Origin of the sequence: Agromyces bauzanensis (assembly GCF_014645655.1) — a bacterium.
GTDB classification, from domain to species: domain Bacteria; phylum Actinomycetota; class Actinomycetes; order Actinomycetales; family Microbacteriaceae; genus Agromyces; species Agromyces bauzanensis.
Window position 1 is genome coordinate 18,032 of sequence record NZ_BMMD01000015.1, and the last position, 16,682, is coordinate 34,713.

The window sequence follows — 16,682 nt, forward strand, 5'->3', positions numbered from 1 at the left end:
GTCACCCGCCACCTCCAAGAGGCCGGTCGGTACCGGCCTCGTCGATCGTACCCGCCCCGTCGGGGAGCGGCCCCGCATCGTGGCGCGCGAGGGCGTTCTCGACCGTGCTGCGCACGAGCGAGGCGAGCACGGCGCCGGCTCGCGGCACGCCGATGCCCTCGAGGAGCCCGCTCGCCTGGTCGACGACGGCGGTCGAGAACGACACGGCCGTGTCGATCGCGTCACCGTAGGCGGCGCGGTCGTGCTCGGCCACGATGAAAGGCTCGCCGCCCATCTCCACGACGAGCGCCTGGCCGATCGGCACCACGGGCGCGGGCGCCGTCACGGCGAACCACGTGCCAGGCAGGCGCGCGAGGTCGATGCTCGTGCCCGTGAAGGTCATCGCGGGGTGCACCGCGAGCGGAATCGCACCGGCGCGCACGGCAGGCGCGAGCACCCCCGTGCCGAATCGGGCGGCGGTGTGCAACACGAGCTGCCCGGGCTGCCATGCGCCCGCCTCGGCGAGGCCGGCGACGAGCGCCCCGAGCTCGGTCTCGGGCACGGCGAGCAGCACGAGCTCGCTGCGCTCGACGATCTCGGGAATGGGCAGAACGGGAACGGCGGGCAGCATCGCTCCCGCACGCTCCCGGCTGGACTCGGACACCGCGGCGATGCCCGTCAGCGCGTGACCTGCGCCGGCGAGCGCCGACGCGAGCACCGCTCCCACGCGCCCCGCGCCGATCGTGCCGACGCCCAGCCGCCCGGCGCGCTCAGCGGGCATCCGCGGCCTCCGCACGCGCGCCCCAGTGGTCCGACGTGTCCCTCGCGGCGAGCTCGACGGCCTCGTCGGCCAGTCGTTCGAACAGCGCGAACCCCTCGGCACGGTCGACGACCGGCAGGCTCGCCGTGACCGGCCCCGCGACCGTGTGGATGCGCACGGACGCGAGCCGCAGCATCCGCGCGATGGGACCTGCGGCCACCGCGACCGACTGCATGCGTGCGAGCGGCACGAAGATGAGGCTCCGCTGCAGCCAGCCGCGTCGCAGCAGGGCGACACCGCCCGCGAGCGTCCAGCCGATGCGCCGCCACGAGAACGGGCGCAGCCAGGCGGCGCGAGCCGGGGTGCGCGAGTACCCGCCGGTGCCGGACCTCCCGGTGAGCCCCGCGTCGAGGACCTGCGCGATCGCGGATGCCGCGTCGGGAAGCAGCAGGCCGAGCACGCGGTGCACGTCGGCGACGGTGCCCACGGGCAGCACGAGCGTGCGCTGCGCCGCGTCGTTGGATGCGCTGACCGACTGCCCGGCCACGTTGATGCGGATCGACCACCAGCCGAACGGCCGCCAGAGGATCCACTGCGACACCTCGATCGCGTGGACGCGACCCGGCGGGATGGTCTGGTTGCCCGTGGAGAGGAGGCCGTGGCCGATGCGCACCCCGTCGGGCGTGCCGGCGATCGAGTACCGCAGCGACTTCGTGATGCGCGACCACACGTAGCTCACGAGACCGATCACGGCGGGCACGAAGGAGAACAGCACCCACCACTGGCCGGTGCCGAAGCCCACCGCGATGACGGCGACCAGGATGAGGAGCCAGATGATCGAGCCGCCGAGGAAGGTCGAGCCGATCACCCGGCCGAGCGGCAGGTGCACCACCGACTCGGGCGGCGCGAGCGTCGGATCGAGTTCGGGCGCGAGGAACTCGTCGACGCGATGGCCGATCACGGCGGGCACGTGAATTCGGCTCGCGTACGCCGGCACCCCCGGCGCGGCGGCGTCGACCGGTGCCGACGCCGCGCCGGTCGCGGTCGCGGCATCCTCCGTCGTGCCGATCGCCGTCGTGGCGCCGGCCGCCGCCGCCGCGCCGGGCGCCGTCGTGCCGGCCGCTGCCACCGCGGTCGCCGCCCTCGCGGCCCGGGCGCCCGACGCCAGCCGCAGGATGTCGGCGCGCAGGCCGTCGGCGAGCGCCGACCCGAGGTAGGCCAGCTGCACGTTGGCGGACTGCCCGGCCACCGACACCTCGAGCTTCGCCGTGCCGAAGAGCCGCGCGAACAGCGGACGGGTGACGTTGATGCCCTGGATGCGGTCGAGCCGGGCACTGCGATGCGAGCGGAACAGGATGCCGCTCTGCACCTCGACCGCCTCGTGCGTCACGCGGAAGGTGTGCAGGCGCCACGACAGCCAGAACCCGACCACGAGCAGCGCGATGACGACCCCGACCCCGGCGATCGCCCAGCCGACGAGCCCGTTCGCGATGATGCCGCCGAGCGGGTCGTTCGCCCAGTCGTCGCCGAAGCCCCCGGACCCGGTGTCGAAGGCCGGCGCCGCGTCGGGCGCGAAGAGCACGAGGAACATGTCGACGAGCCGTTCGCGCAGGTTCGCGATGATGAAGCCGAGCACCGCGAGGAGCGCGAGCCCTCCGCGCAGCAGCGGGCTGGCCGGATGCAGCCGGTGCCACTCGCCGTCGGCGAGGCTCGTGACCCGCTGGGGGCGCACGGGTGCGCTCACAGCCCCGCCCGGCGGGTCTCGGCGAGGGCGACGAGGTGGTCGCGCAGCCGGTCGGCCTCCTCCATCGGCAGTCCGGGCACGGTGACGGCGGTGGCCGCCGCAGCCGTGACGAACTTCAGGTCGGCGAGACCGAGCACGCGGGCCACGGGGCCCCGCGTGATGTCGACGAGCTGCATTCTTCCGTAGGGCACGGCGACCTGCCGCTGGAACATGATGCCGCGACGGAACAGCAGGTCGTCCTCGCGCAGCCGGTAGGCGATGGAACGCACGCGCCGCGGCTCGAGGGCGATGCCCACGAGCGACATGACGCCGACCACGACGGCGCCCCAGAGCCACCACCACTGGCCCCAGACGAGGTAGGCGATGGCGAACGCGCCGACGAACACGACCATGCCGATGAGCGACCCGACGACCTCGACGACGACGTACTTCGGCGAGACCCGGTGCCATCCGGTGTCGGATGCCGCGGCCGGCGCTTCGACCGTGGGCGCCGCCTCGACCGGTTCGTCGTGCTGGGCGGCATCAGGCATGCGCGTGCTCTTCCTTCTCGGGCTGGGTGTCGTCGGGCGGCAGGGTGCAGAAGTACTCGGCGACGAGCCCGCCGGCAAGGAGGAGTGCCGCGCCGATGGCGGTGGCGAGCGTGAGCCAGACGGTGTCGGCCGCCGGAACCACGCTCCGGGTCACGAGGAACAGGGTGATGCCGATGCCGAAGCCGAACACGAGCGCGCCGCTGAGGCTGCAGGCCTTCGCGAGCACCGCCGTTCGCATGGCGCGGAACGGGTCGAGGTGCTTCGTGGTCTTGCCCTTCACGGCGCGACGGATCGGCCAGGCGAGCGCCACGACCACGACCGCGACGCCCACGAGTGTCACCGGAAGGGACAGCGGCGGCACGATGGCCTTGCCGCCGGCGGACACGGTCGCGAGGTCGCCGAGGTAGCCCAGGACGACGCCGGCGAGCGTGAACGCGATCACCGCCGAGGCGTGCGTGCGCTTCATCGGCGCCTCACCTCGTCGGTCGCCGCCGCACGCAACTCGGATACGGGCCCGCGACCGGGCAGCACGGCGTCGGGCTCGACGTCGAGCCATGGCTGCAGCACGAACGCCCGTTGCCAGGCTCGCGGATGCGGAAGCTCGAGCCGGTCGTCGGACTCCTCGCGGCCGCCGAAGTCGATGAGGTCGAGGTCGAGCGTGCGGTCGCCCCAGTGCTCGGTGCGCACGCGGCCGTGCCGGGCCTCCACCGACAGGAGCACGTCGAGCAGGCGGTGCGGCTCGAGGGCGGTCTCGATGACGAGCACGCCGTTCAGGTAGCCGGGGGCGTCGCGGTCGACGCCCGCCGCCTTGATGGCCGGCGTCTCGTACACGGGCGACACGGCCACGAGCGTGATGCCCTGCGTGTCGGCGAGGTCACGGGTCGCCGCGGCGACGGTGGCCTCCCGGTCGCCGAGGTTCGCGCCGAACGCGATGACCGCTCGCGTCATGCGCGGCCCCGCACGATCGTGACCGAGACATCCGTGAACGGCACCTCGATGGGCGCCTGCGGCTTGTGCACCGTGACCTCGACCTCCTCGACCGCGGGGTAGCCGAGGGCGATGCCCGCCACTCGCTCGGCGACGGTCTCGATGAGGTCGACGGGGTCGCGCTCGACCGCCGCGGCGATCGCTTCGGTGAGCTCGCCGTAGTGCACCGTGCGACCGAGGTCGTCACCGGATGCCGCGGCCGCGAGGTCGACGGCCACCGACACGTCGATCACGAACTCCTGCCCCTCGGCGCGCTCGAAATCGAAGACGCCGTGGTGCGCTCGGACCCGGATGCCGGTCACGGCGATGCGATCACGTGTGCTGGCCACGTCGTCCACTCTGCCACGCCCCGAGGACGTCGAGGGCGCGCATCGTGCCGCGGACGTCGTGCACGCGCACGCCCCACGCGCCGGCCTGCGCCAAGAGCACGCTGACAACCGCCGTCGGCAAGTCGCGCGCCTCCACGGGCGCATCGTCGGGCAGCAGCGTTCCGAGGAACCGCTTGCGCGACGCACCGACGAGGATGGGCAACCCCAGCTCAGCGAGCACGTCGAGGCGACCGAGCAGGGCCCAGTTCTGCGCACCGCGCTTGGCGAAGCCGAGCCCGGGGTCGAGGATGAGCCGATCGGGCGCGACGCCGGCCGCGACGAGCGCGTCGACACGGACTGCGAGTTCGTCGCGAACCTCGCGGGCGGCGTCGCCGTACTCGGCGAGCGAGTCCATGCGGTCGGAGTGGCCGCGCCAGTGCATCGCGACGTAGTGCGCGCCGGTCTCGGCCACGATGGGCGCCATGGCGGCATCCGCGAGTCCGGCCGAGACGTCGTTGATGATCCCCGCGCCGGCCTCGACCGCGGCGAGGGCGGTCGCCGCCCGCATGGTGTCGACGCTCACGCGGATGCCGCGACCGGCGAGCTCGCGCACGACGGGCACGACCCGGCGCAGTTCCTCCGCGGGCTCGACGCGGGCGGCGCCGGGGCGCGTGGATTCGCCGCCGACGTCGAGGACGTCGGCGCCGTCGGCCACGAGTTCGACCCCGTGCGCGATCGCCGCGTCGGCGTCGAACCAGCGCCCGCCGTCGCTGAACGAATCGGGCGTGACGTTGACGACGCCCATGACCTGCGGCCGCGTCGCGCCCGCGGGTCGAGGATCGCCCGGCGCAGCCGGACGTGTCTCGAGACCCTCGTCGCCGAACCTCGAAGCCTCAGGCATCCCGGGCTCCGATGAGATGGATGATCTCCGCGCGCGCGCCCGGCTCGGCGAGCGCGCCCCGGCTCGCGATGGTGATCGTCGAGCTGCGCTCCTGGCGTGCGCCGCGCGTGGTCACGCATCGGTGCTGGGCGTCGAGCACGACGAGCACGCCCTTCGGCTCGAGACCCTCCTGGAGCACATCCGCGATCTCCTCGGCCAGCCGTTCCTGGAGCTGCGGCCGGGCGGCGAGCGTGTCGACCACGGCGGGGATGCGGCCCAGCCCGACGACCCGGTCGCCGGGCAGGTAGGCCACGTGGGCGGTGCCGACGAAGGGGAGCAGGTGATGCTCGCACACCGACCGGAATGCGAGGTCACGGAGCACCACGGCGTCCGAGGTCGCAGGCACGCCCTGCTCGTTCGAGCCGATCGGCACCGAGTCGGCGAGGTGCGACAACGGGTCCACGTGGAGCCCGCCGAAGAACTCGGCGTACGCCTCGGCGACCCGCTGCGGCGTGCGCTCAAGCCCGGGCCTGGCCGGATCCTCGCCGATGGCGAGCAGGATCTCGCGCACGGCGCGCTCGATGCGCGCGGTGTCGACGTCGGCCATGGGCATCCCTCTTCGGGTCGGGGTGGACGACTACGCCGTCGCCGGGCGCGGCTTCGACAGCGGCGCCCTGGCACCCGCAGGCTCGCCGACCGGGGTCTGCCCCGAGTCCACGCCGCCGTCGACGGCACCCTGGTCGATCGGCAACTTCTCGGTCGGGAACGAGATCGGCGGACGCTCGGAGACCGGGCGGCGATCGCTCGACAGCCAGAGCGGCCGCTCGGGCAGCTTCTGGACGTGCGTGAAGATCTCGGCGATCTGGTTGTGGTCGAGCGTCTCGTGCTCGAGCAGCTCGAGCGCGAGGCGATCGAGGATGTCGCGGTTGGCGTTCAGCACCTGCCACGCCTCGTCGTGCGCCTGCTCGATGAGGGCGCGCACCTCGACGTCGACGGTCTCGGCGACCTCCTCGGAGTAGTCGCGCTGGTGGCCCATATCGCGGCCGAGGAAGACCTCGCCCTGCGACTGGCCCAGCTTCACGGCGCCGACGGTGGCGCTCATGCCGAACTCCGTGACCATCTTGCGAGCGGTCGACGTGGCCTTCTCGATGTCGTTCGACGCGCCGGTCGAAGGGTCGTGGAAGACGATCTCCTCGGCGACCCGGCCGCCCATCGCGTACGTGAGCTGGTCGAGCAGCTCGTTGCGGGTGACGGAGTACTTGTCTTCGAGCGGGAGCACCATCGTGTAGCCGAGGGCGCGACCGCGCGGCAGGATCGTGATCTTCGTCACGGGGTCGGTGTAGTTCATCGCCGCCGCCGCGAGTGCGTGTCCGCCCTCGTGGTAGGCCGTGATGAGCTTCTCCTTGTCCTTCATGACGCGGCTCCGGCGCTGCGGCCCCGCGATCACGCGGTCGACGGCCTCGTCGAGCGCGCGGTTGTCGATGAGCTGCGCGTTCGAGCGGGCGGTGAGCAGCGCCGCCTCGTTGAGCACGTTCGCGAGGTCGGCGCCCGTGAAGCCGGGCGTCTTGCGGGCGAGCACCTCGAGGTCGACGCCCTTCGCGAGCGGCTTGCCCTTGGAGTGCACCTCGAGGATCTTCTGTCGGCCCTTGAGGTCGGGTGCGTCCACGCCGATCTGGCGGTCGAATCGACCGGGGCGCAGGAGCGCCGGGTCGAGGATGTCGGGACGGTTCGTCGCGGCGATGAGGATGACGTTCGTCTTCGGGTCGAAGCCGTCCATCTCGACGAGCAGCTGGTTGAGCGTCTGCTCGCGCTCGTCGTGCCCGCCGCCGAGGCCGGCGCCGCGGTGACGGCCGACCGCGTCGATCTCGTCGACGAAGATGATGGCCGGCGCGTTCTGCTTGGCCTGGTCGAACAGGTCGCGCACACGCGACGCGCCGACGCCGACGAACATCTCGACGAAGTCGGAGCCCGAGATCGAGTAGAACGGCACGCCGGCCTCGCCGGCGACCGCGCGAGCGAGCAGCGTCTTGCCGGTGCCGGGAGGGCCGTAGAGCAGCACGCCCTTCGGGATCCGCGCACCGACGGCCTGGAACTTGGCCGGGTCCTTCAGGAAGTCCTTGATCTCGTGCAGTTCCTCGACGGCCTCATCGGCACCGGCGACGTCGTCGAAGGTGACCTTCGGGCTCTCCTTGGAGACGAGCTTGGCCTTGGACTTGCCGAACTGCATGACGCGGTTGCCGCCGCCCTGCATGCCCGACAGCATGATCCAGAAGAACAGGCCGATGAGCACGAGCGGCAGCAGGATGCCGAGCATCGAGAGGAACCAGTTCGGCTGCGGGACCTCGTCGTTGAAGCCGTCCTTCGGGTTCGCCTCGTCGATGGCGGCGATGACGTCGACGCCGCGCGGCGTGACGTAGTAGAACTGCACCTGCGATCCGAGTTCTTCGTCGGGCTCGGCGAGCGTGAGGTCGACGCGGTTCTCGCCGTCGACGATCTTGACCGCCGAGACCTTGTCGTCCTTCAGGAGCTCGAGGCCCTCCTGCGTGGAGACCTCGCGGAAGCCCGACGCCGTGATGAGGCTGGATCCGATCCACACGGCGACGATCGCGAGCAGGATGTAGATGATCGGCCCGCGCAGGATCTTCTTCATGTTCATGGTCCTGCAAGGCTACATTGGCTGCGCTGGGGGGCGGCCGTATGTTCGCTGAGGGCGACCCACGTGGATCACTTCCCATGTTCCGCGCTACGCGGTATCCGCCACGGGCGGAGGCTCGGCGCCGCGTCAGCTGTAGACGTGCGGCGAGAGCACCGCGACATCCCGTAGGTTGCGATAGCGCTCGGCGTAGTCGAGGCCGTAGCCGACCACGAACTGGTTCGGGATGTCGAAGCCGAGGTACTTCACCGTCACGTCGACCTTCGCGGCATCCGGCTTGCGCAGGAGGGCGCAGATCTCCACCGACTCCGCGCCGCGCGACTCGAGGTTGCCGAGCAGCCAGCTGAGCGTGAGACCCGAGTCGATGATGTCCTCGACGATGAGCACGTGGCGCCCCGTGAGGTCGGTGTCGAGGTCCTTCAGGATGCGCACGACACCGCTCGACTGCGTTCCCACGCCGTACGACGAGACGGCCATCCAGTCCATGTTGACCTGCGACCTCAGCTCGCGAGCCAGGTCGGCCATCACCATGACCGCGCCCTTCAGCACGCCGACGAGCAGCAGGTCCTTGTCGTCGTAGTCGGCCTCGATGCGGCGGGCGAGCTCGGCGAGCTTCTCGTGGATCTCGGCCTCGGTGACGAGCACCTCGCTGAGGTCGGACTCGATCTCGCGCGCGTCCATGCTGCTCCCTGTCTCGGTCGGCGAACGGATGCCACGAGCCTAGCGCCGCGGGATGCCGCAGCCGCCGGGCTCACTCGTCGGCGGCGTCGGGCGCCTTCTCGGGCTGCGGGTCGCGGCGGGTGTCGCGGAGCCAGAGCGAGGTGACCACGATGAGCGGCACCTGCGTCGCCGCGTACAGCGCATGGAAGCCGTAGTGCACCGGGGTCTGGGCCGGCTCGTACGGCAGGATGTCGAGCGGGAGCACGCTGATGACGCCGCCGATCAGCGAGAGCCACGCCCACACGAGGAGCCCCCACGTGACCGCCCGCCGGATCGGCCGCACGAACCAGTGCGCGACGAGCACCGCCGTCACGAGCGTCGGCACCAGCGTCTCGACGCTCAGGAGGTCTTGGCCGGGGAGGTCGGCGAGGTTGTGCACGAACAATCCCAGCCAGGCGACCGCTGCGGAGACGACGACGGCCACCGGCCACCTCTTCACCGAGAGGCGATCCATGACCCGACCGTGGCACACGGCGGCGTCGCCCGCAAGAGACCCGCCTCCCATGCAGGATTCAGGAACACCCCGCCATCACTCGGGCAGAATTCAGGAGCGTCCGACGTCATGTGGCGATCAGGACGGCGATTCGCCCTCGGGGAGGGGTGCGGGAGCTTCGGCATTCCTGGATCCTGCACGGGGTCCTGAATTCTGAACGATGATGCGACCGCCCTCGCGGCGGGCACGGACGCCGCCGGGCAGGTCGATCGGGCCCTGCCCGCGCCAGTCGGTCACGAGGCGAGCGACCTCGAGGGTCTGCGAGCGCGTGAGCGAGACGCCGAACTCGCCCGCCACGACGTGCCGGATGATCCGCTGCCGGAGCGCGGCCGGGTTCGCCGAGAGTGCTCCGACCGACACCGCGATGCCCGCCTCGGCGGGCTCGCAGATCTCCTCGACGACCTCGTCGATCTGGCTCGAGAACGCGTCGTCGTCCTCGCGGAGCTGCTCGGCCGTGCGCGCCAGCGCCTCGGCGACGCCGGGCCCGAGCTCCGCCTCGAGCTCGGGCAGCAGGCGCTCGCGCACGCGCACGCGCGCGTACGCGGGATCGGAGTTGTGCGGATCGTCCCACGGCGTGAGTCCAGCGTCGAGGCAGGCCTGCCTCGTGGTCGCACGGCGGATCCCGAGCAGCGGCCGCGCGTACCTGCCCGCCCTGGCGGGCATCCCGGCGAGGCTCGCGGTGCCCGATCCGCGGGCGAGTCCGAGCAGCACGGTCTCGGCCTGGTCGTCGAGCGTGTGGCCGAGCAGCACCAGCGCGGCATCCGTCTCGTCGGCGGCGGCGTCGAGCGCCGCGTAGCGGGCGGCGCGAGCGGATGCCTCGGGGCCGCCCTCTCCCGTCACCTCCACCCGCCGCACGAGCACGGGGTCGAGCCCGAGGGCACGTGCGATGTCGGATGCCGCGGCCGCGACATCCGCCGAGGCATCCTGCAGCCCGTGGTCGACGACGACCGCCCCGGCCCGGAGTCCCGCCCGCGGCGCCTCGAACGCCGTCGCCGCGGCGAGCGCGAGCGAGTCGGCTCCGCCCGACAGCGCGACGAGCACGAGCGGACGCGCCGTGGCGTCGAGCGTCTCGGTTCGGGCTTTCGGCGCTGCTCGACCCTCGACGGCGGCCAGCACCGGGCGCACCGCTCGACGCACGTCGGCGATCGGCGGGGTGAGGCGCCGCCTGCGCCCGGCGGACTGCTGCTCGGAAGGCATCAAGTAACCTTATTCCGCCGAGCGCGCCCCACCCCCGCGGGCGGCCGTGGCCGAAGCTTCCAGATACGAGGAGAGACCAGCATGGGCGAGTACGCCGCCGTCATCGAGATCCCCAAGGGGAGCCGCAACAAGTACGAGGTCGACCACGAGACGGGTCGCGTCTTCCTCGACCGCGTGCTCTACACGTCGTTCGCGTACCCGACCGACTACGGCTTCTTCGAGAACACGTTGGGCGACGACGGCGACCCGCTCGACGTGCTCGTGCTCACGCAGTATGCGCTCCTCCCGGGCGTGGGCGTGAAGGTGCGTCCGGTCGGCGTGTTCAACATGACCGACGACGGCGGCGGCGACGCGAAGATCATCGGCGTGCCCGCGGGCGACCCGCGCTGGAACCACATCCAGGACGTGAACGACATCCCCGAGTTCACCCGCAACGAGATCGAGCACTTCTTCGAGCACTACAAGGACCTCGAGCCAGGCAAGTGGGTCAAGACCGAGGGCTGGGCGGACGCCGCCAAGGCCGAGTCGCTCATCGCCAGGGCGATCGAGGCGTACCCCGGACACTGAGCATCGGCCAGCCTTCGCCGGCAGGAGATCGCTCGATTCCCAGGACGTGCACGTCAAGGCCGTCCTGCACATCGTGCGTTCTCCTGTAGTCCCGCCACCTCGCCCCCAATCCGCGTCGCGAGCGAGTCCCGAGACGCCGCTTCGCGCCTCCTCGACGCGCGGGAGCACCTCAGCCCGCGGGGCGGGCGGCCGCCGACGGGGAGCCCCAGATGAAGTACTCGCGCACCGGCACGCCCTCCCGCGGCGCCTCGAGGATGCGTCCGCCGCCGAGGTAGATCGCGACGTGGTGGTAGTCACCGCCCGAGCCCCAGAAGAGCAGGTCGCCGCGCCGGATCTGCGACACCGGCACGGAAAGGCCACGAGCGGCGAGCGTGTAGTACTGGTTCGTCGCCGAGTGGGTGCCGATGGAGATGCCCGCGTTGGCGTACGACACCTTCGTGAGGCCCGAGCAGTCCCAGACGTCCGGCCCCGCGCCGCCCAGTCGATACGGCTCGCCGAGCTGCCGGCTCGCGAACCCGATGGCCGCCTCCACCGCACCCGAGTCGGGTGGTGCGGGCGCGGGAGCGGGCGCGCCCCCTCCTGAGCCGCCGGGTACTGGAGGAGCGGGCGCTGCCGGCGGTACGGGCTGAGCCGCCGCAGCCGCCGTCGCCGTCGCCGCCGCAGTCGCAGCCGCCGCGGCTGCCGCCTCCGCCGCCTCCCGCGCCTGCCCCTCGGCACGCTGCCGCTCGAGCTCGGCGGTCGAGTCCTTGAGACTCGCGAGCTGCGCGTAGAGCTCCTCGGACTTCCGATCCTGCGCCGCCACCGCGGCGTTCGCGGCGTCGGCGGCAGCACGCGCCTCGTCGGCCCGTGTCTCGGCGAGCGCCGCAAGCCGCTCCCGCTCGTTCGCGGCGTCGGCAGCCTGCGCACGCAGCGCGTCGGCCGTGTTCCGCTCGGCGATCGCCTGCCCGGCGATGCCGTTCGCCTGCAGCCCGAGCTGCGAGGCCATGCCGAGCTGTTGCAACAGCGCCTGCGAGTCGTCGCCCGCGAAGACGAGCTCGGTCGTGAGGTCGTCACCGGCGGTTCTGGCCAGGTGCGCGGCGAGGAGCCCCGCGCGCATCTCCGAGATCTCGGCCACGGCATCGGCTTCGTCGGCCTGCCGCCCGAGCGTGCGCTCGCGCTCGGCCGCCCGGTCGAGTCCGTCGATCGCGACGCGCCAGGCCTCGTCGGCCATCATCGACGCCTGCACCGCGGCATCCGCGGCTCGCTGCAGACCCGTGAGCAACTCGCCGACCCGCGCGATCTCGGCCTGTTTGGTCTGCTCGTTCTGCTTGGCCTGCTCGATCTCGCCCCACGACGGATAGTCAGGCTCGGCCATGGCCGGCCCGCCCGACGCGACGACCGACGCCGTGACGGCGCCCACCGCGACCGTCGAGAACAGGGTCGCCGGCTTCACCCGCGACACGGGACGCGTGCGCTGGTCAGCCAAGCCAGACACCCCGGTCGGCCATGAACGAGTAGGGATCGATGCGGCTGCCGCCCGAATACACCTCGAAGTGCAGGTGACAGCCCGTGGACGCACCCGTCGTGCCGCTCGACGCGATGTTCTGCCCGGACTCGACCCACTCGCCCGGGCCCACGAACCGGCCGCCGTCGCGGATGTGCGCGTACCCCGTGGAGATCCCGCCGCCGTGGTCGATCTTGATGAAGTTGCCGTAGCTGCCCGACCAGCCCGAGAAGGTGACGACGCCGCTGTTGGCCGCGAAGATGGGCGCGGAGCATCCGGTTGCGATGTCGACCGCGTAGTGGAAGGGGCTGGAGCAGTAGCCGCCGCCGCAGACGACCTGGCGGGGCCCGTAGGTGCCGCTGATCCAGCCGGCCGCGGGCTTCGCCCATCCCGACGACACGACCCCGCCGGGTGAGCCGTTCCTGATGGCCTCCTGCCGACGGCGCTCCTCCTCCTGGCGGCGCCGCTCCTCCTCGGCCTTCCGGATGCGCTCGCCCTCTTCGTACGCCGCCGCGGTCTTCGCCTCGGTGTCCTTCAGGAAGGCCAGCTGCTGCTCCAGCTGGATCTTCCTGGCCTGCGACTCGGCGAGCGCCGCCTCGGCCGCCGCCTGCGCCTCCTGCGCGACGACGAGCGCCTCCTCTGCGGCGATGCGGAGCTTCTCGCGCTCGGCGCGGGCCACCTCGGCCTGGTCGGCGAGCGCACGGGCCGCATTCTGCTTCTCCTGCGCCTGGTTGTAGATGCCCGACGTGCGCTCGACCATCTTCTCCATGCTGCCGAGCTTGGCGAGCAGCGCCTCGGTCGCGGCGGCGTTGCCGGCGTCGAGGAACAGGTTCACGCCGACGTCGCCGGTGCCCGCGCGGTAGAGCTGGGCGGCGACCTGCCCCGCGTTCTCCTCGGCGGCGGCGGCCTCGGCGGCCGATGCCTGCGCCTGCGCCTGGATCTGGTCGGCGCGCAGCACCGCGTCATCGAACTTCTGCTGCGCCGCCATGAGCTCGTCGGTGCGACGCTCCGCCTCGGCGCGCGTCACCGCGACGTCCGTCTCGAGCTGCGCGATGAGCGACGTGATCTGCTCCACCGCCGCGGCGCCTGCGGCCGTGTTCGCCTTCGCCGCCTGCAGCTCGTCCCAGGTCGGATAGGTCGCTGCCTGGGCACCGGCCGGCGCCGCGGCCACACCGGCGAGGGCCATGGCCGCGATCGAGATTCCCGCCAACACCTGCCGCACACGACGGCCGAGCAGGCGTGCGGCAGCCCCCCGGCGGCCCCCGATTCGGGGAGCGGGTCGGGCTCTGACGGTCGGCCTGCGGTCGGTGGTTCGGCTCATGGTTCCCCGGTCCACGCGGGCTCGGGCCCCGCGCTCCTGGCTCTGGTGCGGACAGGTGCAGCCCTCACGATAGGCACGGCGCGCGCGGTTTCCGAGGATTTCGGGCGGGTGTGGCGGATGCCGCAGGCGGGGCTCGGGGCATCCGCCGCCGGCGTTTTGCCATTGCGGGCGATGGCACGTATGCTTGCTTGTCGGCGGTCATGCCCTCGGGCACGGCCACTCGGCCCCATCGTTTAGTGGCCTAGGACACCGCCCTTTCACGGCGGCAGCACGGGTTCGAATCCCGTTGGGGTCACCACGACGAGGTCCACTACAATTGAACAGCCGGTGTTCGCAAGAACTCCACACGAGGCCCTGTAGCGCAGTTGGTTAGCGTGCCGCCCTGTCACGGCGGAGGTCGCGGGTTCAAGTCCCGTCAGGGTCGCTCAGGCGACAAGCCCTTTCCCTTTCGAGAGAAGGGGCTTTCTCCTTATCGAGGCACCTCGTCCGGTTTCGATCGGCGGATGCCCCGAGGCTCTGTAGCTCAGTTGGTAGAGCGTTCGACTGAAAATCGAAAGGTCACCGGATCGATGCCGGTCGGAGCCACATCGAAAACCCCCGGTCACCCGGTCACCCGGGGGGTCTTCGCGTTTCATCGGCACTATCGCGAGAGTCCGCACCGCCGGACGGCAGGTTGAGAAGTTGAACGGCTTTCCGGGAAACGCCGAACCCGAGCACCAGGCCACCTCCCCGGACCACCCCCATGCCGAGCAAGCTCGCCCGTGTACACGGAAGTAGGATGGAACATTGGCATACCATCATCGAAGGCGGGATATCACCCGGCCGCAATCGTGAATCAACCCCCTTGCGGAGCGCGATCCGACGTGGGCGTCTCGATGCTCCGAATTTCCCCCATGCACTAACGCTCGGGCAGTTGCCAGCGTAGGTTTGCGTTATATCGCGTTTCGGACGTGGGGCGAAGCGAAGGCTTGATCAAGGGGGACACATGGACCCGAATCACGGAAATCGACTCACCGCGACCGGGCAGTGTCCCGTCGCAGGCAGGCGGAGGTGGTAGGCGTGGACATCCTCATCTGGGTCCTCGTCAGCCTCCTGGTCATCGTCGTCCTCTCGATCGCCACGGTCGTCTTCATCGCGCGGGCACTGATCAAGCGCATTCGCCGCAACCGCAACCTCGCCGGGGCGATGCTCCGTACTCGCGCCTGGTTCAGTTCGGGTCCGCAGCGCAGGATCCTCACCCTGCGTGTGCGGCTCGGTGAGGCGCTCGGCAGCGGACAGGCGGCGGTCGACCTCGCGGCCCGCGGCGACGGCCCGCGTGGCGAGCTTCCGCGGCTGTTCCGTCGCATCAACGATGAGGGCGTCGCCCTGGACCTGCAGTTGCGGCTGATGGAAAGCGAGACCGACGCCGGGGTGCTGGCCGTGGAGCTCCCCGCGGCCGGGCATCGCGTCGACCAGGTCGTCGGCTTGGTGCGTCGGCTGCGGTCGGCGGTCGCCGCGGGCCTGGCGGCCCCGACCGACGACACCCTCACCACGTTGCAATCCGACGTCGACCGTGAGATCGCCGCGTTGCACGCCGGAGTGCAGGAACTGCAGCGACTCAACCGAGGCGACGAGCGCTTCGAGCCGACTCGGCCGTCGTCGACGGCGGCATCCATCGTTCGAGACAACAAGGGGACCAGATCATGAGCGACAACACCTCGCGAATGCGAACCATCTTCCGGAGCAAGACCTCGAAGGCCCTCAACAAGATCGAGGACCCTCGCGAACTGCTCGATGACAGCTACGACCAGCAGGTCAAGCTGCTCCAACAGGTCCGGAAGGCGCTCGCCGAGGTCGCCACGGCGAAGAAGCGGATCGACCTGCAGGGCCAGGAGCTGGGCGCGCGATACCAGCGCTTGGCCGGCCAGGCCCACGAGGCCCTGAGTCAAGGACGGGAGGACCTCGCGCGCGCCGCACTCGAGCGCCGCTCCCTGATCGAGCGCCAGGTCGCGCAGCTCCAAGATCAGTACACGGCGATGCAGAAGCAGACCGCGCAGTTGGAGGAGCGCGAGCGCCGGCTCGCCGAGCAGGTCGCGGCATTCCGCATCGAGAAGGAGACGATCAAGGCCACCTACACCGCGTCCGAAGCGCAGGTGAAGGCGAACGAGGCCGTGGCCGGCATCGGCGCGACGGTGAACGACATCGGCACCAGCCTCGACCGGGCACGAGACCGGGTGGCCCAGATGCAGGCCCGCGCCGCCGCGACCGACGAACTGCTCTCCAGCGGCGCGCTCCAAGACCTCACCGCGGCACCCGACGCCGACATCGAACGGCAACTCGCCTCCCTCAGTGCGCAGTCGGATGTGGAGCGTCAGCTGCGGGCGATGAAGCAGGCGAACAGCTCAGCCGGTGGCCGGAGCACTGACCGTCCGGATGGATGGCTGAGCATCGGGCAAGGGCCGACCGCCCAGTAGCCGCGACCGGCCGGGAGAATCGACGTATACGAAGGGGGCGCATGACGACCGGGTGGACCCAGGACGAACTCGACATCATCGGCGGCAGCGAGGAGGTGGGCATCTCCTCGCGGCGACGCGACGGATCGCTGCGGCCGTACATCACCATCTGGGCCGTGCGCGTCGGGGACGACCTGTACGTCCGATCGGCGTACGGACCTGACAACCCGTGGTTCGTGCGGGCGAAGGCCAGCGGTTCCGGGCGCATCCGCGCGGCCGGCGTCGAGCGCGATGTCTCCTTCGCGGAGCCGGATGCCGCGGTGCACACGTCGATCGACGCGGCGTACCACGCGAAGTACGACCGCCACGGCCCGCGGATCGTCGCCACCGTGGTCGGTCCGCAGGTCGTCGCGACGACGCTCCGGCTGGAGCCCGCCCGAGCCGGCTGACCGGGCTCGGCGACCGGATGGATGCAACGATCCGGACGGAGTTGAGATGCATCGCGTGGGCGGAACATACCTGCTGATCCCGAACCGGCAGGCGGGATCCGATTCCGGAACGCCATCCGCCCCGGCACGTCACGTCGCGCCCGACCGGCGTACGGTACCTCCACGGCCGACGGGCCGGG

Annotated in this window: 18 protein-coding genes and 3 tRNA genes; 7 read left to right on the forward strand and 14 right to left on the reverse strand. The window is 71.4% G+C overall.

The features are described from left to right. Position 1: 1 nt before the first annotated feature. The 12 genes from IEX31_RS12845 to tilS form a co-directional block, all read right to left on the reverse strand. Positions 2 to 760, reverse strand: a complete 759-nt coding sequence (locus IEX31_RS12845; RefSeq protein WP_188743831.1) for a Rossmann-like and DUF2520 domain-containing protein — start codon at positions 758 to 760, stop codon at positions 2 to 4. Continuing rightward, the gene (locus tag IEX31_RS12850; RefSeq protein ID WP_188743832.1) at positions 750 to 2,483 is read right to left on the reverse strand and encodes a PH domain-containing protein; all 1,734 of its coding nucleotides are present in this window, start codon (positions 2,481 to 2,483) and stop codon (positions 750 to 752) included. The genes IEX31_RS12845 and IEX31_RS12850 overlap by 11 nt, the downstream gene beginning before the upstream one ends. After that, positions 2,480 to 3,013 carry a PH domain-containing protein gene (locus IEX31_RS12855; RefSeq protein WP_188743833.1) on the reverse strand — a complete coding sequence of 178 codons (534 nt, stop codon included), beginning with the start codon at positions 3,011 to 3,013 and terminating at the stop codon, positions 2,480 to 2,482. Before IEX31_RS12855 ends, IEX31_RS12850 begins: the two co-directional genes overlap by 4 nt. Continuing rightward, positions 3,006 to 3,479, reverse strand: coding sequence for a DUF3180 domain-containing protein (locus IEX31_RS12860; protein ID WP_188743834.1), 474 nt, complete (start codon positions 3,477 to 3,479; stop codon positions 3,006 to 3,008). Before IEX31_RS12860 ends, IEX31_RS12855 begins: the two co-directional genes overlap by 8 nt. After that, positions 3,476 to 3,961, reverse strand: coding sequence for a 2-amino-4-hydroxy-6-hydroxymethyldihydropteridine diphosphokinase (gene folK, locus IEX31_RS12865; RefSeq protein ID WP_188743835.1), 486 nt, complete (start codon positions 3,959 to 3,961; stop codon positions 3,476 to 3,478). Before folK ends, IEX31_RS12860 begins: the two co-directional genes overlap by 4 nt. Next, positions 3,958 to 4,329: a dihydroneopterin aldolase gene (gene folB / locus IEX31_RS12870; RefSeq protein ID WP_229662342.1), complete on the reverse strand. Its 372-nt coding sequence runs from the start codon at positions 4,327 to 4,329 to the stop codon at positions 3,958 to 3,960. Before folB ends, folK begins: the two co-directional genes overlap by 4 nt. Further along, positions 4,313 to 5,113 (reverse strand): dihydropteroate synthase, encoded by an 801-nt coding sequence (folP, locus tag IEX31_RS12875; protein ID WP_188743902.1) that lies wholly within the window; start codon positions 5,111 to 5,113, stop codon positions 4,313 to 4,315. The genes folB and folP overlap by 17 nt, the downstream gene beginning before the upstream one ends. Positions 5,114 to 5,201: 88 nt before the next feature. Further along, on the reverse strand, positions 5,202 to 5,795 hold the full coding sequence (gene folE, locus IEX31_RS12880; RefSeq protein ID WP_188743837.1) for a GTP cyclohydrolase I: 594 nt from the start codon (positions 5,793 to 5,795) through the stop codon (positions 5,202 to 5,204). A gap of 30 nt (positions 5,796 to 5,825) precedes the next feature. Beyond that, entirely contained in the window at positions 5,826 to 7,844 is a 2,019-nt protein-coding gene (gene ftsH, locus IEX31_RS12885) for an ATP-dependent zinc metalloprotease FtsH (protein WP_188743838.1), read from the reverse strand. Between the two features lie 126 nt (positions 7,845 to 7,970). Next, a complete protein-coding gene (hpt, locus tag IEX31_RS12890) occupies positions 7,971 to 8,522 on the reverse strand; it encodes a hypoxanthine phosphoribosyltransferase (protein ID WP_188743839.1) in 552 nt (183 codons plus the stop codon). Positions 8,523 to 8,592: 70 nt separating this feature from the next. Next, positions 8,593 to 9,015, reverse strand: coding sequence for a hypothetical protein (locus IEX31_RS12895; RefSeq protein WP_188743840.1), 423 nt, complete (start codon positions 9,013 to 9,015; stop codon positions 8,593 to 8,595). 117 nt (positions 9,016 to 9,132) lie between these two features. Beyond that, entirely contained in the window at positions 9,133 to 10,251 is a 1,119-nt protein-coding gene (gene tilS, locus IEX31_RS12900; protein ID WP_188743841.1) for a tRNA lysidine(34) synthetase TilS, read from the reverse strand. A gap of 81 nt (positions 10,252 to 10,332) precedes the next feature. Between tilS and ppa the strand changes: the two genes are divergently transcribed. After that, the gene (ppa, locus tag IEX31_RS12905; RefSeq protein ID WP_188743842.1) at positions 10,333 to 10,818 is read left to right on the forward strand and encodes an inorganic diphosphatase; all 486 of its coding nucleotides are present in this window, start codon (positions 10,333 to 10,335) and stop codon (positions 10,816 to 10,818) included. 169 nt (positions 10,819 to 10,987) lie between these two features. Here ppa and IEX31_RS12910 read toward each other — a convergent pair whose 3' ends face one another. Together IEX31_RS12910 and IEX31_RS12915 are read right to left on the reverse strand one after the other, a co-directional pair. Beyond that, entirely contained in the window at positions 10,988 to 12,283 is a 1,296-nt protein-coding gene (locus IEX31_RS12910) for a C40 family peptidase (protein ID WP_188743843.1), read from the reverse strand. After that, positions 12,276 to 13,487: a M23 family metallopeptidase gene (locus tag IEX31_RS12915; RefSeq protein ID WP_229662343.1), complete on the reverse strand. Its 1,212-nt coding sequence runs from the start codon at positions 13,485 to 13,487 to the stop codon at positions 12,276 to 12,278. Before IEX31_RS12915 ends, IEX31_RS12910 begins: the two co-directional genes overlap by 8 nt. Positions 13,488 to 13,844: 357 nt before the next feature. Here IEX31_RS12915 and IEX31_RS12920 point away from each other — a divergent pair. The 6 genes from IEX31_RS12920 to IEX31_RS12945 all read left to right on the forward strand — a co-directional run bounded on the left by IEX31_RS12920 (position 13,845) and on the right by IEX31_RS12945 (position 16,503). Further along, positions 13,845 to 13,920 (forward strand) — tRNA-Glu (locus tag IEX31_RS12920). Between the two features lie 52 nt (positions 13,921 to 13,972). Continuing rightward, positions 13,973 to 14,046: transfer RNA gene (locus tag IEX31_RS12925), tRNA-Asp, on the forward strand. An 88-nt stretch (positions 14,047 to 14,134) separates the two neighbouring features. Continuing rightward, positions 14,135 to 14,207 (forward strand) — tRNA-Phe (locus IEX31_RS12930). A 474-nt stretch (positions 14,208 to 14,681) separates the two neighbouring features. Further along, a complete protein-coding gene (locus tag IEX31_RS12935; RefSeq protein ID WP_188743845.1) occupies positions 14,682 to 15,308 on the forward strand; it encodes a hypothetical protein in 627 nt (208 codons plus the stop codon). Continuing rightward, on the forward strand, positions 15,305 to 16,075 hold the full coding sequence (locus IEX31_RS12940; protein WP_188743846.1) for a PspA/IM30 family protein: 771 nt from the start codon (positions 15,305 to 15,307) through the stop codon (positions 16,073 to 16,075). The genes IEX31_RS12935 and IEX31_RS12940 overlap by 4 nt, the downstream gene beginning before the upstream one ends. Positions 16,076 to 16,116: 41 nt before the next feature. Then, the gene (locus IEX31_RS12945) at positions 16,117 to 16,503 is read left to right on the forward strand and encodes a DUF2255 family protein (protein WP_188743847.1); all 387 of its coding nucleotides are present in this window, start codon (positions 16,117 to 16,119) and stop codon (positions 16,501 to 16,503) included. Positions 16,504 to 16,682 lie beyond the last annotated feature (179 nt).